The organism is Streptomyces sp. NPDC005374, assembly GCF_042872225.1.
GTDB lineage: Bacteria > Actinomycetota > Actinomycetes > Streptomycetales > Streptomycetaceae > Streptomyces.
In genome coordinates this window covers 621,356-636,418 of sequence record NZ_JBIAKA010000003.1, presented here as the reverse complement: position 1 = coordinate 636,418, position 15,063 = coordinate 621,356, and the positions used below count along the sequence as shown (strand labels likewise).

Genomic DNA, 15,063 nt, shown 5'->3' with positions numbered 1-15,063 from the left:
CGACCCCGACAACGCGGCGAGCGTGCGTGCCAGACGCCGCCCGGCAGACGGGACTTTCGAAACACGCCCTAGGAGCCCCCGGGTCCCAGCGAGGCGCGCACGAGAGCGGTCAGCTCGTCGTCGGTGACGTCGTCCGCCTCCTGGGACCGCAGCCGCAGGGTGCCCTTTCCGCTGAGGAGTCGCGGGTGCCGGGAGAGGAGGCCCGCGCCCGCCTCCTGGTCCCAGCCGTAGACCGACACCCCGTGGCGCCACACGCCCACGTGCAGTCTGCGATCACCGACCCGGTAGGTGGGCATCCCGTAGGACAGCCCGATGTCGGCGTCGGGGCAGGCCGCCAGGATCAGCCGGTGCACCCGGTCGAAGAGCGGACGGTGCCCGGGGTCGATCGCGTCGACATAGGTCTGGGTCTCGGTATCCATACGCCCCATTTGTACAGGGGAGACCGGCGTCACAGTCTTGTTGCGGGCAAGGTCACAGCCGCGCCCTCTGCTGCGGCTCAAGGGGTCTGGCCTAGCATCCGAGCATGACGGTCCTGCCTGACGACGGGCTCTCGCTGGCCGCCGAGTTCCCTGACGCGAACCTTGAACAGTGGCACGGCCTGGTGGCCGGCGTCCTGCGCAAGTCGGGCAAGGAAGTCTCCGGCGCGGCAGCTGAGGACGCCCTGTCCACCGCGCTCGAGGACGGGCTGCGCACCCGCCCCCTGTACACCGCGCACGACGCCCCGCCCGACCCGGGCTTCCCCGGCTTCGCCCCCTTCGTGCGCGGCGCCCGCGCCGAGGGCAACACCGACGGCGGCTGGGACGTACGGCAACGGCACGCCGTCGCCGACAACACCGCGGTGCTCGCGGACCTGGAGAACGGCGTCACCTCGCTCTGGCTCGTCGCGGGCGAGAACGGCGTCCCGGTGTCATCGTTCGGCCGGGTCCTCGACGGCGTCTACCTCGACCTCGCACCCGTCGTCCTCGACGCGGGCAGTCAATTCGAGCCCGCCGCCGAGGAGTTGCTGCGGCTGTACGCCGAGCGTGGCATCGACAACAAGGCCGCGCGCGGCAACCTCGGTGCCGACCCGCTCGGCCACCGGGCGCGTACCGGCGAGGAGTTGGACTTCGCATCCGTCGTCCCGCTCGCCCGGCGGTGCGCCGAGGAGTACCCGGGGCTGCGGGCGCTGACCGTGGACGCGCTGCCGTACCACGAGGCGGGCGGTTCGGCGGCGCAGGAGCTGGGCTCCTCGATCGCCACCGGTGTCGCCTATCTGCGGGCGCTGACCGAAGCCGGGCTGAGCGTCGAACAGGCCTGTGGGCAGCTGGAGTTCCGGTACGCGGCGACGGCCGACCAGTTCCTGACGATCGCCAAGCTGCGCGCCGCGCGCCGACTGTGGGCACGGGTCGCCGAGGTGTGCGGGGTACCAGGTGCCGGTGCTCAGACGCAGCACGCCGTGGTGTCGCCGGTGATGATGACCCGTCGCGACCCGTGGGTGAACATGCTGCGCGCGACGATCGCCACCCTGGCCGCCGGGGTCGGCGGCGCGGGGGCCGTCACCGTGCTGCCCTTCGACCACGCCCTCGGCCTGCCGGACGCCTTCGCGCGCCGTATCGCGCGCAACACCTCGACGATCCTGGTCGAGGAGTCGCATCTGTCCCGGGTGATCGACCCGGCGGGCGGTTCCTGGTACGTGGAGCGGCTGACCGACGAACTCGCCGAGGCCGCCTGGCGATTCTTCCGGACGATCGAACGCGACGGCGGCCAGGCGGCCGTCCTGCGCTCCGGCCGGCTCCGCACCGACCTGGCGACGACGTGGGCCCAGCGCTCCAAGAAGCTCGCGACGCGCCGCGAACCCATCACCGGCGTCAGCGAGTTCCCGTACCTCGGCGAGAAGCCCGTGGAGCGCGCTCCCGCGCCCGAGCCCCGGACCGGCGGTCTGCCCCGCGTCCGGCGCGACGAGGCGTACGAGGATTTGCGCGCCCGCTCCGACGCGCACCTCGCGGCGACCGGGTCCCGGCCGCGGGTCTTCCTGGCCGCGATCGGCCCTGCCGCCGCCCACACCTCGCGCACGACCTTCGCCGCCAACCTCTTCCAGGCGGGCGGCGTCGAGCCGGTCACCGAGGGCACGTTCGAGGAGAGCGGCGCGACCGAGGTCTGTCTGTGCTCCAGCGACGCGCTGTACGAGGAGCAGGCCGAGGAGGTCGTAGAGACCCTCAAGTCGGCAGGCGCGCGGCATGTGTTCCTCGCCGGGCGCCCCGGGCAGTACTCCGGCGTGGACTCCTACGTCTTCGCGGGCTGCGACGCCGTCGCCGTGCTCACCGCCACCCTCGACCGCATGGGAGTGTCCTGATGACCGCCCCCGCCGGCCCTTCCGTCCCCGACTTCACCGGGATCGAGCTGGGCACCCCGGCCACCGACGGCGGCGCCGACGAGTGGCGTACGGCCGTGAAGGACGTGGCGCAGGGGGCCGAGCCGGTCTGGGAGACCCCGGAGGGCATCGAGGTCAAGCCGCTCTACACCGGCCGTGACCTGGAGGGCCTGGACTTCCTGGAGACGTACCCGGGTGTGGCGCCGTATCTGCGCGGCCCGTACCCGACGATGTACGTCAACCAGCCCTGGACGATCCGCCAGTACGCGGGCTTCTCCACCGCCGAGGAGTCCAACGCGTTCTACCGGCGCAACCTCGCGGCCGGCCAGAAGGGTCTGTCGGTCGCCTTCGACCTGCCCACGCACCGCGGTTACGACAGCGACCACCCGCGGGTGACCGGTGACGTCGGCATGGCGGGCGTGGCCATCGACTCGATCCTCGACATGCGGCAGCTCTTCGACGGCATCCCCCTCGACAGGATGTCCGTGTCGATGACGATGAACGGCGCCGTGCTGCCGGTGCTGGCGCTGTACATCGTGGCGGCGGAGGAACAGGGCGTGCCGCCCGAGAAGTTGGCCGGGACCATCCAGAACGACATCCTCAAGGAGTTCATGGTCCGCAACACCTACATCTATCCGCCGAAGCCGTCGATGCGGATCATCTCCGACATCTTCGCCTTCACCTCGCAGCGGATGCCCCGCTACAACTCCATCTCCATCTCCGGCTACCACATCCAGGAGGCGGGTGCGACGGCCGACCTGGAGCTGGCGTACACCCTCGCGGACGGTGTGGAGTACATCCGTGCGGGCCGTGAAGTCGGCCTGGACGTGGACGCGTTCGCGCCCCGGCTGTCCTTCTTCTGGGCGATCGGCATGAACTTCTTCATGGAGATCGCCAAGCTGCGCGCGGCCCGCCTGCTGTGGGCGAAGCTGGTGAAGCAGTTCGACCCGCAGAACGCCAAGTCGCTTTCCCTGCGCACCCATTCGCAGACCTCGGGCTGGTCGCTGACCGCGCAGGACGTGTTCAACAACGTCACGCGCACCTGTGTCGAGGCGATGGCGGCGACCCAGGGCCACACCCAGTCGCTGCACACCAACGCCCTCGACGAGGCACTGGCGTTGCCCACCGACTTCTCGGCGCGCATCGCCCGCAACACGCAGCTGCTGATCCAGCAGGAGTCGGGCACCACCCGGGTCATCGACCCGTGGGGCGGCAGCGCCTACGTGGAGAAGCTGACCTACGACCTCGCGCGCAAGGCCTGGCAGCACATCCAGGAGGTGGAGGCGGCGGGCGGTATGGCCAAGGCGATCGACGCCGGCATCCCCAAGCTGCGCATCGAGGAGGCCGCGGCCCGCACCCAGGCCCGTATCGACTCCGGCCGCCAGCCCGTGATCGGCGTCAACAAGTACCGCGTCGAGAACGACGAGGCGATCGACGTCCTCAAGGTCGACAACTCCTCCGTACGGACCCAGCAGATCGAGAAGCTGCGGCGGCTGCGCGCGGACCGGGACGAGACCGCCTGCCGGGACGCCCTGGACGCGCTGACCCGGGCCGCCGACGGCGCGGGCAACCTGCTGGAGCTGGCCGTGCACGCGGCCCGCGCGAAGGCCACGGTCGGGGAGATCTCCGACGCCCTGGAGAAGGTGTACGGCCGGCACTCGAGCCAGATCCGTACGATCTCCGGCGTGTACCGCAACGAAGCAGGGGAGTCCCCGTCCGTGGACCGCACCCGCGCCCTCGTGGACGCCTTCGAGGAGGCCGAGGGCCGTCGCCCGCGCATCCTGGTCGCCAAGATGGGCCAGGACGGCCACGACCGCGGCCAGAAGGTGATCGCCACCGCCTTCGCCGACCTCGGCTTCGACGTCGACGTCGGCCCGCTGTTCCAGACCCCGGGCGAGGTGGCCCGCCAGGCCGTGGAGGCGGACGTGCACATCGTCGGCGTCTCGTCCCTGGCGGCCGGTCACCTCACCCTCGTACCGGCGCTGCGCGAGGCGCTGGCCGAGGAGGGCCGGGAGGACATCATGATCGTGGTGGGCGGGGTGATCCCGCCGCAGGACGTGCCGACCCTGGTGGAGATGGGCGCGGCGGCCGTGTTCCCGCCGGGGACGGTGATCCCGGACGCCGCCTACGACCTGGTGGAGCGCCTGTCGGCCGACCTCGGGCACGGGCAGTGATCGAACTCGACACCTATGTGAAGGATGTGCTCGACGGGAAGCGGGCGATCGTGGCCCGTGCCATCACGCTCGTCGAGTCCACCCATCCCCGACACCGGCCGCTCGCACAGGAGTTGCTCACCGCTCTGCTCCCGCACAGCGGGCGGGCGCGGCGGATCGGCGTCAGCGGGGTGCCGGGGGTCGGCAAGTCGACGTTCATCGACGCGTTCGGCACGATGCTGACCTCGCTCGGACACCGGGTGGCCGTGCTCGCCGTGGACCCGTCCTCCAGCCGTACCGGCGGCTCGATCCTCGGCGACAAGACGCGTATGGAGCGCCTGGCCGTCGACCCGGCGGCCTTCGTACGGCCCTCCCCCACCGCGGGCACGCTCGGCGGGGTGGCCAAGGCGACCCGGGAGTCGATCGTGGTGATGGAGGCCGCGGGCTACGACGTCGTGCTCGTCGAGACCGTCGGTGTCGGCCAGTCGGAGACCGCCGTCGCCAACATGGTCGACTCCTTCCTGCTGTTGACCCTGGCCCGCACCGGCGACCAGTTGCAGGGCATCAAGAAGGGCGTCCTGGAACTGGCCGACGTGATCGCCGTGAACAAGGCGGACGGGCCGCACCAGCGCGACGCGCAGGCCGCCGCACGGGAGTTGGCGGGAGCGCTGCGTCTGATGCACGGCAGGGACGCGGCCTGGACTCCGCCCGTGCTGAGTTGCAGCGCCCGCGAGTCGGCCGGCCTGGACACCGTGTGGGAGCGCCTCGAACAGCACCGCACGCTGCTCGACTCCACGGGCCGGCTCGCCGCCAAACGCCGTGACCAGCAAGTGGATTGGACCTGGACCATGGTCCGCGACAACCTGCTCGGCCGCCTCCGCTCCGACCCGGCCGTCCGCACCCTCGCCCCGGACCTCGAACAGCAGGTCAGGAACGGCGAGTTGACGGCCACGCTGGCCGCCGAGCGAATCCTTGAGGCCTTCGGCCAGGACACCGACCGCGGATAGGCGCCCGGTCGGGCGACGGCCCGGCGCCTGACCCCACGGCCCTTCTTCACACCGCTCATACAGGCGGTGGATAGACTCGGACCCCCTGTCCAGAAGGATCTTTCGTTCAGGGGGTTCGTCGTGTACGACCGCCTCGCCCTGAGGCACCTCCAGCATCTCGTGTTCTTCGTCGTGGTCGGCGCCGCACTGGTCCGGCTCCTCACGCAGGACCTCGCGCTGTGCCGGGACATCGTGGCCGTCAGCGGGCTGCTCGCCACGACGTACGCGGCCGGGATCGCGCTGTGGAACAGGCTCGGGCCGGTCGCCCGGCACCTGTGGGTGGCCGCCCTGGTCGTGTGGTGGGCGCTGCTCGTGATGCTCACCCCGCCGCCGGTGACCCACTCCTACGTCTGGTGTGCCGTACCCCTGGCCTGTGCGGCCCTGCAGGCGCTGGGGCCACGGGCGGGCACGGTCGCGGTGGGTGCCGTCACACTCGTGCTGGTCGGTCAACTCACGCGGAGCGCGGGCGGGTTCGACCCGGAGACGGTGCTCATCCCGGTGGCCGCCGTGTGGGGCACGACAGCCCTCTACCGGGCTCAGCAGCGGGACGCCGCCGAGCGCCGGCGCATGGTGGAGGAGCTGCGCGGCACCCGTGATGTGCTGGCGCGCGAGCAGCGGCGGGCGGGTGTCCTCGGGGAACGCGAGCGCATCGCCCGGGATCTGCACGACACCCTCGCGCAGGAACTCTCCGGCGGCCTGATGCTGTTGCAGGCCGCGGAGCGCGAGTGGGAGCGCCGCCCCGACCGGGCCCGGACCCGGGTGCGCGCGGTCGCCGACAATCTGGACGTGAGCCTCTCGGAGACCCGGCGCATGATCCGGGACCTCACTCCGTCCGTCATCGCCGAGGAGGGCATCGAGGGCTCGCTCAGACTGCTGTGTCTGCGCGCGGAGCAGGACGGCACAGCGGCGCGCGTACGGTTCCGCGCGACGGGAGGTGACCGCCCCGCGCTGGACGAGCAGGCCGCCACCACCCTGTTGCGGGTGGCGCAGGGCATGCTGGCCAATGTGCGTGAGCACGCGCGGGCGACCAGCCTGGTCGTGACGTTGCACCAGGACACCGACCGCGTCGACCTGGACGTGTGCGACGACGGCGTCGGCTTCGACCTCGCGCGCGCCGACGGCGCCTCCCGCTCGGACCGCGGTTTCGGCCTGCCGGCCGCCCGGGCCCGGCTGCGGGAGTACGGCGGTGATCTCACCGTCGACGGGGCACCGGGCCGGGGCACCCGCGTCCGGGCCACCGTCCCCTCCCGCCCGCGTACCGGTGCGCTGCTGCCGCTGGGTCCGACGGCGGCCGTACGGTGACCGCCCCGCCGCTGCGCCTGCTGATCGCCGACGACCACACGGTCGTACGGGCCGGGCTGCGTGCCCTGCTGGAGGGTGAGCCGGATCTCGACGTGGTCGCGGAGGCCTCGGATCCCGAGGAGGCCGTGGGTCTCGCCGTGGACCTGGCGCCCGATGTCGTACTGATGGACCTGCGGTTCGAGGGGACGCCCCGGGGTGCCGAGGTGGCCGACGGCGTCGAGGCGGTCCGGGCGCTGGCCGCCCGGGCGCCGGGGGTGCCCGTGGTGATGCTGACCAGCTATTCCGGACGGGCCGACGTGGTGCGCGCGCTGGAGGCGGGCGCGCGCGGTTATGTGCTCAAGGCCGGGCCGCCGGAGGACCTCTTCCGTGCCGTACGCAGTGCCGCGGTGGGCGGGATGGGGCTCGCGCCCGAGGTGGTCGGGGAGCTCGTGGGCCAAGTGGTCGGCCCGGCGCCGGAGTTGACGCGCCGGGAGCGGGAGGTCGTCCAGCTGATGGCGGACGGTCACAGCAACCGTGCCATCGCCGGGTCCCTGTACCTCAGCGAGGCGACGATCAAGACGCACCTGGTGCGTATCTACCGCAAGCTCGGCGTGGACAACAGGGCTGCCGCGGTTTCGGAGGCGGTCCGACGGGGGCTGCTGGAGCTCACGTAGGAAGGCGGCGTGCGGCCCTCGCCGGGCTCAGGACGGGGCTTTCCGCGTCACGGGACCGGTGTCCTGCGTCGGCGGGGCCTCCCGCACCCGGGTGACGGCCGCGGACATCTGCTGCCGTACCTCCTCGGGCACCGGTGCGCCATGGATGGCGCCCATCAGGTCCTGGGCGAGGTGGTGCAGCTTGATGTTGGTGTTCTGGGAGGCGAGGACGAGCACCGTCCAGGCGTCCTCGGCGCTCAGTCCGAAGGACGCCATCACGATGCCGCGCGCCACGTCGATGGCCGGCCGGGTCCGCATCGCCCGGCGCAGCTGGGTGACCTCCAGACGCAGCTCCTCGTCGACGTCCAAGGGCGGACTCAGTGCGTCTGGGGCGGCAACGGGCCCGGCATCCGGGCCGGATGGTCCGTCCGGGCCGTCCGCGCCCTCAGCACCCCGGGCGTCGTACGGGCCGTCGGCTTCCTCGTCCACGAACAGCTCCCGGGCTCCGGTCAGGTCGAGCAGTCGTCCGACGGCAGGGCTGCACACCCGGACGGTGATCGTCTTGCCCTGGCCGAGGGCCTCCCGGCGCAGGTCCAGCAGGACGTTGAGGCCCCCGCAGTCGCAGAACCGGACTTCGCCCAGGTCCAGGTCGACGCCGGTGGCCGAGCGGTCGAGGGCGTCGTAGAGCTCGGGCTGGAGCCACTCGGCGCCCATGTCGAGCTCGCCACGGCATGTCACGCTCATCCGGTCGCCGGTCACCACGGACTCGACAGTGGCCAGACACGGCGGAGCCACATCCCGCGTGATGAGGGACTGCGCCGGGTGCGCAGGTTCCGGCATGGCCCTTCTCCCTTGTGTGCTCGGCTGCCTCCGCCACCCAGACTCCCTCTTCGACGCACATGCGTCAACCAATACATGAAACTAAGTTCCGGTTTCTGGATGCGTGAATATATGGTCGGTAGAGTAGAGCCATGGATGGAGTTCCCGAGTCACACACCGGATGGACGTTCGTCACCAACCACGCGCGGGTGCTGGCCACGATCGCCGACAACCACAGCGCCCGGATCCGCGACATCGCCGCACACTGCCGGCTCACCGAACGCGCCGTCCAGAAGATCATTTCCGACCTGGAGCAGGACGGGTACCTCTCACACATCAAGGAGGGGCGCACCAACACCTACCGGATCGACCCGGGCAAGGTCCTGCGCCATCCGGCCGAGGCCGGTCTGACGGTGGCGTCACTGCTGTCCCTGCTCGTCCAGGACGAGGCGGACCGTACGGACTCCCCCAAGCAGGCCGCACCCCGGGCGTGACCCGACCGGAGCGACCGGCTGACGGACGGGGCCGCCGGCCCACCGGGCCAGGCCCGGGCACGCGCGCGCGGGAACGGCTGAACAGCCCGCCCGGACGGCACCGCACACAGCCGTACCGCGCCGCCCGCATCACGATGCCGGGACCGCGCCGCGGCCCTCACTCCCACCCGGGCCGTGCCCCGATCACCGCGGGCGTCCTCTTCGAACCCGGCCGCCCCACCCGCACACCGCGTGAGGTCCCAGAAACTTCGCGTTCATGACAGCCCGGCCGCTCGGTAACAACCGCTTCCTAGGGTGACCCGCCGTGGGATCCACGTCGTATACGGGCCGCCGGGCACCTGACGACGGACCGGCGACCGCCCCCTGCTGCCGACGACGTCAAGCGGGGTTCCCACACGTCCCCCCACCACCCGCTCCGAGCCCCACCGGGAGGCGTGACATGAGCACAACCGAGTCACGGTCGGCAACGGCAGACCCGACGACGTCCGCCGACCAGGCGGCCAGCGAGACGCTGGAGGACTACACCCTCCGCTTCGCGCCCCGCAGTTACCGCCGCTGGACCCCCATGGTCGTGGCCACCACGGCACTCGGCGGCATCGCCTACATGGCCGACTTCTCCATCGGCGCCGGCATCGGCCTGGCGCACGGCACCGGCAACGCGCTCGTGGCGATCGCCGTCGCCGCCGTCGTCATCTTCGTGACCGGCTTCCCCCTCGCCTACTACGGCGCCCGCTACAACATCGACCTGGACCTGATCACCCGCGGCTCGGGCTTCGGCTACTACGGCTCGGTCCTCACCAGCGTCATCTTCGCCAGCTTCACCTTCATCTTCTTCGCCCTCGAGGGCTCGATCATGGCCCAGGGCCTCAAGCTGGGCCTCGGACTCCCGCTGTGGCTGGGCTACCTGGTCTCCACGCTGATGGTGATCCCGCTGGTCATCTACGGCATGAAGGCGCTCAGCAAGCTCCAGGTCTGGACGACCCCCGTCTGGCTGCTGCTGATGGTCGGCCCGCTGGTCTACCTGATCTCCACCGACCCGGGCACGGTCGACCGCTTCCTCGCCTACGCGGGCACCGACGGCGACGGCGGCGTCAACACCGCCTCCGTACTGCTCGGCGCGGGCGTGTGTCTCTCGCTCATCGCGCAGATCGGCGAGCAGATCGACTACCTGCGCTTCATGCCGCCCAAGACCGAGGCGAACAAGCGCAGTTGGTGGACCGCGGTCATCATGGCCGGTCCCGGCTGGGTGGTGCTCGGCGCACTCAAGCAGGCCATCGGTGTCTTCCTCGCCGTCTACATCCTCGCCAAGGTCGGCGCGGACGTCGCCCCCGAACCCATCCAGCAGTTCAAGGGCGCCTTCGACGCGATGATGCCGTCCTGGCTGGTGCTCCCGCTGGCCGTGGCCCTCGTCGTGATCAGCCAGATCAAGATCAACGTGACGAACGCCTACTCCGGCTCGCTCGCCTGGACCAACTCCTTCACCCGCCTCACCAAGCACTACCCCGGCCGGATGGTCTTCGTCCTGGTCAACCTGGGCTTCGCGCTCGCCCTGATGGAAGCCGACATGTTCAGCTTCCTCAACGACATCCTCGGCTTCTACTCGAACTGCGCCATCGCCTGGGTCGTCACCGTCGCCACCGACATCGGCATCAACAAGTACCTGCTCAAACTCTCCCCGCACGCCCCCGAGTTCCGCCGCGGCATGCTCTACGCCGTCAACCCGGTCGGCGTGACCGCCTTCGTCGCCGCCTCCGGTCTGTCCATCGCCATGTACTTCCACGCCCTGGGCGACACCCTCCAGCCGTACTCCCCGGTCGCCGCCGCCCTCATCGCCTTCGTCCTCACCCCGCTGATGGCCGTCGTCACCAAGGGCAAGTACTACCTGCGCCGCACCGACGACGGCATCGACGAGCCGATGCTGGACGCCGACGGCAACCCGAGCGCGGTCACCTACGACTGCCACGTCTGCCGGCAGCCGTACGAGCGCCCCGACCTGGCCGCCTGCGCCACCCACGACGCGGTGGTCTGCTCGCTGTGCCTGAGCACGGACAAGGCGGGCGACCACGTGCTGCCCGCCACCGTCTGACACCACGCGGTACACGTCGGAGCGCACCCGCGAGTGCCCGAGGCAAAGGGCCTCGCGGGTCGGCGCTCTTCGCGCTCAGGCGGCGGCGCCGAACCACCTGGGCAGCCGGTCGAGGAGTTCCGCCTGGTCCTCGCCCACCCACGCCACATGACCGTCCGGCCGCAGCAGCACCGCGGGCACGTCCAGTTCCTCGCTGCCGTCGACGACATGGTCGACCCGGTCCGCCCAGCCCGCCACCGAGAGCCGCCCGGTCCGGTCGAGGAGCAGTCCGCGGCCGCCGTGCATCAGCTCATAGAGGCGGCCTCGCTTCAGCGGGAGGTCCCGCAGACGCCGGCCCAGCAGTTCATGCCCCTCGCCGAGGTCGTAGCGCACGCCGATCGCGGTGATCTTCTCGATCAGGTACCGGTTCACCTCGTCGAAGTCCATCAGCTGCGACAGCAACCGGCGCACCGCCCGCGGCCCCGGCTCCGTGGACAGCAGCTCCATCTGCGCACGGGTGTTGCTCAGTACGTCCGCGGCCACCGGGTGCCGTTCGGCGTGGTAGGTGTCCAGCAGCCCCTCCGGCGCCCGGCCGGCCACCTCGGCGGCCAGTTTCCAGCCCAGGTTGAACGCGTCCTGGATACCGAGGTTGAGACCCTGGCCGCCGACCGGCGGGTGGACGTGCGCCGCGTCGCCGGCCAGCAGCACCCGGCCGGTCCGGTAGCACTCCGCCTGCCGGGTGGCGTCGCCGAAACGGGACAGCCAGCGCGGTGAGTGCACCCCGAAGTCGGTACCGGCGACCGCCCGCAGCCGTCGCTTGAACTCGTCGAGGGTCGGTGCGGCCGAGCGGTCCTCCGCCACCCCCTCGGCGGGTACGACGACGCGGTACAGCCCGTCCCCGACGGGCCCGAGGCCGAACAGCTTCTGGGTGCGGCGGATCTCGGTCACCACCTCGGTCACCGTCTCCGGCGGCACACCCACCGCCATCGCGCCGAGCAGCGTCTCGACCCGGGCGGGTTCGCCGGGGAAGCCGACACCGAGCAGCTTGCGCACCGTGCTGCGGCCCCCGTCGCAGCCGACGAGGTAGCGCGACCGCAGCCGCGTGCCGTCGGCGAGTTCGGCGCTCACCCCGTCCTCGTCCTGGCTCAGTCCCACCAGTTCGCTGCCGCGCCTGACCTCGGTGCCGAGTTCGACGGCACGCTCGGCCAGCAGACGGTCGGTGGTCGTCTGTGGGATGGCGAGGACGTAGGCGTGCGCGCTGTCGAGCCGCTGCGGCCAGGGCCTGTCGATGCCGGCGAAGTAGCCGCCGGCGGTGAACTGCCGTCCGTGGGCGAGGAACCGCTCCAGAAGGCCGCGCTGGTCCAGCACCTCGATGCTGCGCACGTGCAGACCGAGCGAGCGGACGACCTCCGTCGGTTCCGCCGCCTTCTCCAGGACGACCACCGCCACCCCGTGCAGCCGCAGCTCGGCGGCCAGCATCAGTCCGGTCGGTCCGCCGCCGACGACGGTCACGTCGATCATCGAATCCCCCTCTGTCGACACGGGCCGGGCCGCTGTACTCATGGTCTGTTTCCGCAGGTTCCGGCCCCGGACGGGGAATTGTGCGGCACCACCGGGGCCTTGCCGCAAGGCCCCCCGTGAGCTATACGTTGAAGAGGGCAAGGAGGTGCTGACCTCCCTGCCCTCAGTCATGTGGCCCCGCGCGATCCCGTTCAGGCCGACTGCGGCTGCAGATAGCGCGCCAGCAGGTCGTCCAGGGTCACCATGCCCGTGAGCGTGCCCGCCTCGTCGCGTACGACCGCCAGCGAGGCGCGGTTGCGGCGGAGCAGGTCGATCGCGTCGGCGACCTTGGTGTCCTGCGTCAGTTCCGGGACCGGGCGGGCGAGGGTGCGGGCGGTCCCGGTGCGGCCCCGGGCACGGGCGACCAGGGCGTCGCGGGCGTGGAGCGAGCCGAGGACGTGGTCGCCCTCGCGGACCAGCATGCGGGTGCGGTCGTGGTCGGCGGCCGTGCGCAGGATGCTGTCGAGGTCTGCGGTGCCGGCCACCGAGGTGATCTCCGCGGCCGGGATCCGCAGGTCGCCGACCGGGGTCTCGGGCTCGGTGAGCGAGCGGGTGAGCAGCGCGGAGTCGGCCTCACTGATCAGTCCGAGGCGCTCCGACTCCTCGACGAGGTGGGTGAGTTGCTCCCGGTTGTGCACCGCGGCCAGCTCGTCGCGCGGGGTGACGCGGCACAGCCGTACCAGCGCGTTGCTCATTCTGTTGAGCACCGAGATCAGCGGCCGGACCACCTTGACGACACCCCGGAAGGGCGGCGACAGCAGCATCGCGGAACGCTCGGGGTGGGCGATCGCCCAGGACTTGGGGGCCATCTCACCGAGCACCATGTGCAGGAACACCACGACGACCATGGCGAACACGAAGGCCACGCCGTAGCTGAGTCCGCTGGGCAGGCCCAAGTCGTGGAGCAGCGGGTCGAGTTCGTGGGAGATCGCGGGCTTGGAGACCGAGCCGAGGCCCAGGGTGCAGACGGTGATGCCGAGTTGGGCGCCGGCCAGCATCAGCGACAGCTCGCGCATCCCGGCCAGGGCCGCCTTCGCGCCGCGCCGGCCCTGCGCCGCGGCCTTCTCCATACGGTGCCGCTTGGCGGCGACCAGCGCGAACTCGGCGGCGACGAAGAACCCGCTGCCGATCAGCAGCAGGACGGTGACGAAGAGTGCCATGGGGAAACTCATGCCTGCACCTCCTCGGACGCGGATTCAGGAAGTCTCTCGATGCGGACCCGCTCCGGCACGTGCCGGTCCAGTGTCCGTACGTCGATCACCGCGCGGCCGCCGACGAGCAGGTCGACGGTGACCCGGTCACCGATGGCGGGGAAACGGCCGAGGCGGTCCACCACGAGGCCCGCGACGGTGTCGTAGTCCTCCTCCTCGGGCAGTTCGACTCCGGTGGCGTCGGCGATCTCGTCGAGGCGACGGCCCGCGTCGACCAGCCAGCCCCGACCGTCGGGTACGGCGGGTTCGGTGACGGTGTCGGTCTCGTCGGCGATGTCGCCGACCAGTTCCTCGGCGATGTCCTCGTAGGTGACGATGCCGGCGATGCCGCCGTGTTCGTCCAGGACGACCGCGAACTCGTCGTCCCGTTTCCGCATCTGCTCGACCGCCTCCGGCAGCGGGAGGGTGTCGGGGAGCAGGAGCGGGGTGCGGGCGAGGGCGAGGGCGGTGGCCCGGGAGAGCTGATGGGCCGGCAGGCGCATCAGCTCCCGTACGCCCAGGACGCCGGGGACGTCGTCGGGGTGGTCGCCGAGGACGGGGTAGGTGGAGTGACCGTGCTCGGCGATCAGGTCGATCGCCTCGGCGGCGGTGGCGTTCCCCCGGACGAAGACGGCGTCGACGCGCGGGACCATCACCTCGTCGAGGGTGCGCTCGGAGAACTCCAGGGCGTGGTCGAGGAGTTCGGCGGTGTCCTTGGGCAGTTCGCCCTGTTCGTGGGACTCGCCGATGAGGTGGCCGAGCTCCTCCAGGGTGGCGCCGTGGTGGAGTTCCTCGACGGGCTCGATGCCGACCGTGCGGAGCAGGCGGTTGGCCGCGCTGTCGAAGACGTGCACGAGCGGGCCGACGACCTTCAGGTAGCCGAGCGTCGAGGGTGCCAGGGCCTTCGCCAGCCGCTCGGGGACGGCGATGGCGAGGTTCTTGGGGGCCAGCTCGCCGAGGACCATCTGGACGACGGTGGCCAGGACGAAGGCCAGCACGACGGAGATGCCGCCGACGGCTCCTTCGGGGATGCCCATGCCGGTCAGGGCGGGTTTCAGCAGTGCCGACACCGACGGCTCGGCGATGAAGCCGACGACCAGGCCGGTGACGGTGATACCCAGCTGGGCGCCGGAGAGCATGAAGGACAGCCGGCCCAGGACCTTGAGGGCGCGGGCGGCCTTCCTGTCACCGGCCTCGGCCTCACGGGAGAGGGCGAGCCGGTCCGCGGAGACGTACGCGAACTCCTGGGCGACGAAGTAGCCGGTGCCCGCGGTCAGCAGGAACACGGCGAGCAGGCCCAGGACGGCGCTGGTGGTACTCAACGGCGGGCCGATCGCGTCGGGCGGGAGTCCGTCGGTGGGGCGGACACGGGCTTGCTCCTTCGGTAGGGACGTGCAGTGTGTGAACGGCCGAGGCGGGAACGGCGTTCCCAGATCTACCAGCCGGACGGCG

Annotated in this window: 12 protein-coding genes; 7 read left to right on the top strand and 5 right to left on the bottom strand. The window is 71.3% G+C overall.

Going from position 1 to position 15,063, the window contains the following annotated elements:
• Nucleotides 1-68: 68 nt before the first annotated feature.
• Nucleotides 69-419 (bottom strand): DUF1801 domain-containing protein, encoded by a 351-nt coding sequence (locus ACFYRX_RS11140; protein WP_389098171.1) that lies wholly within the window; start codon nt 417-419, stop codon nt 69-71.
• Between the two features lie 104 nt (nt 420-523).
• On the opposite strand from ACFYRX_RS11140, the gene ACFYRX_RS11135 reads away from it, so the two are divergent.
• The 5 genes from ACFYRX_RS11135 to ACFYRX_RS11115 all read left to right on the top strand — a co-directional run bounded on the left by ACFYRX_RS11135 (nt 524) and on the right by ACFYRX_RS11115 (nt 7,504).
• The gene (locus ACFYRX_RS11135) at nt 524-2,332 is read left to right on the top strand and encodes a methylmalonyl-CoA mutase family protein (RefSeq protein ID WP_389098169.1); all 1,809 of its coding nucleotides are present in this window, start codon (nt 524-526) and stop codon (nt 2,330-2,332) included.
• Nucleotides 2,332-4,524 carry a methylmalonyl-CoA mutase gene (gene scpA / locus ACFYRX_RS11130; RefSeq protein WP_389098167.1) on the top strand — a complete coding sequence of 731 codons (2,193 nt, stop codon included), beginning with the start codon at nt 2,332-2,334 and terminating at the stop codon, nt 4,522-4,524. Before ACFYRX_RS11135 ends, scpA begins: the two co-directional genes overlap by 1 nt.
• Nucleotides 4,521-5,510, top strand: coding sequence for a methylmalonyl Co-A mutase-associated GTPase MeaB (meaB, locus tag ACFYRX_RS11125; RefSeq protein WP_389098165.1), 990 nt, complete (start codon nt 4,521-4,523; stop codon nt 5,508-5,510). Before scpA ends, meaB begins: the two co-directional genes overlap by 4 nt.
• Nucleotides 5,511-5,630: 120 nt before the next feature.
• The gene (locus tag ACFYRX_RS11120; protein ID WP_389098163.1) at nt 5,631-6,851 is read left to right on the top strand and encodes a sensor histidine kinase; all 1,221 of its coding nucleotides are present in this window, start codon (nt 5,631-5,633) and stop codon (nt 6,849-6,851) included.
• Nucleotides 6,848-7,504 carry a response regulator gene (locus ACFYRX_RS11115; protein ID WP_389098161.1) on the top strand — a complete coding sequence of 219 codons (657 nt, stop codon included), beginning with the start codon at nt 6,848-6,850 and terminating at the stop codon, nt 7,502-7,504. Before ACFYRX_RS11120 ends, ACFYRX_RS11115 begins: the two co-directional genes overlap by 4 nt.
• A gap of 27 nt (nt 7,505-7,531) precedes the next feature.
• Here ACFYRX_RS11115 and ACFYRX_RS11110 read toward each other — a convergent pair whose 3' ends face one another.
• Nucleotides 7,532-8,323 carry an ANTAR domain-containing protein gene (locus ACFYRX_RS11110; protein ID WP_389098159.1) on the bottom strand — a complete coding sequence of 264 codons (792 nt, stop codon included), beginning with the start codon at nt 8,321-8,323 and terminating at the stop codon, nt 7,532-7,534.
• 131 nt (nt 8,324-8,454) lie between these two features.
• On the opposite strand from ACFYRX_RS11110, the gene ACFYRX_RS11105 reads away from it, so the two are divergent.
• Both ACFYRX_RS11105 and ACFYRX_RS11100 read left to right on the top strand, forming a co-directional pair.
• On the top strand, nt 8,455-8,796 hold the full coding sequence (locus ACFYRX_RS11105) for a helix-turn-helix transcriptional regulator (RefSeq protein WP_389098158.1): 342 nt from the start codon (nt 8,455-8,457) through the stop codon (nt 8,794-8,796).
• Nucleotides 8,797-9,235: 439 nt separating this feature from the next.
• On the top strand, nt 9,236-10,882 hold the full coding sequence (locus ACFYRX_RS11100; protein WP_389098156.1) for a purine-cytosine permease family protein: 1,647 nt from the start codon (nt 9,236-9,238) through the stop codon (nt 10,880-10,882).
• A 75-nt stretch (nt 10,883-10,957) separates the two neighbouring features.
• On the opposite strand, the gene rox is transcribed toward ACFYRX_RS11100, so the two are convergent.
• The 3 genes from rox to ACFYRX_RS11085 all read right to left on the bottom strand — a co-directional run bounded on the left by rox (nt 10,958) and on the right by ACFYRX_RS11085 (nt 14,933).
• Nucleotides 10,958-12,382, bottom strand: coding sequence for a rifampin monooxygenase (gene rox, locus ACFYRX_RS11095; RefSeq protein ID WP_389098154.1), 1,425 nt, complete (start codon nt 12,380-12,382; stop codon nt 10,958-10,960).
• Between the two features lie 191 nt (nt 12,383-12,573).
• A complete protein-coding gene (locus tag ACFYRX_RS11090; RefSeq protein ID WP_389098152.1) occupies nt 12,574-13,593 on the bottom strand; it encodes a hemolysin family protein in 1,020 nt (339 codons plus the stop codon).
• Nucleotides 13,590-14,933, bottom strand: coding sequence for a hemolysin family protein (locus tag ACFYRX_RS11085; protein WP_389098150.1), 1,344 nt, complete (start codon nt 14,931-14,933; stop codon nt 13,590-13,592). The genes ACFYRX_RS11090 and ACFYRX_RS11085 overlap by 4 nt, the downstream gene beginning before the upstream one ends.
• Between the last annotated feature and the right edge of the window lie 130 nt (nt 14,934-15,063).

Coding starts and splice junctions, on each gene's coding strand:
- ACFYRX_RS11140 (WP_389098171.1), bottom strand. CDS start 419: ATGGATACCGAGACCCAGACCTATGTCGACGCGATCGACCCCGGGCAC.
- ACFYRX_RS11135 (WP_389098169.1), top strand. CDS start 524: ATGACGGTCCTGCCTGACGACGGGCTCTCGCTGGCCGCCGAGTTCCCT.
- scpA (WP_389098167.1), top strand. CDS start 2,332: ATGACCGCCCCCGCCGGCCCTTCCGTCCCCGACTTCACCGGGATCGAG.
- ACFYRX_RS11110 (WP_389098159.1), bottom strand. CDS start 8,323: ATGCCGGAACCTGCGCACCCGGCGCAGTCCCTCATCACGCGGGATGTG.
- ACFYRX_RS11105 (WP_389098158.1), top strand. CDS start 8,455: ATGGATGGAGTTCCCGAGTCACACACCGGATGGACGTTCGTCACCAAC.
- ACFYRX_RS11100 (WP_389098156.1), top strand. CDS start 9,236: ATGAGCACAACCGAGTCACGGTCGGCAACGGCAGACCCGACGACGTCC.
- rox (WP_389098154.1), bottom strand. CDS start 12,382: ATGATCGACGTGACCGTCGTCGGCGGCGGACCGACCGGACTGATGCTG.
- ACFYRX_RS11090 (WP_389098152.1), bottom strand. CDS start 13,593: ATGAGTTTCCCCATGGCACTCTTCGTCACCGTCCTGCTGCTGATCGGC.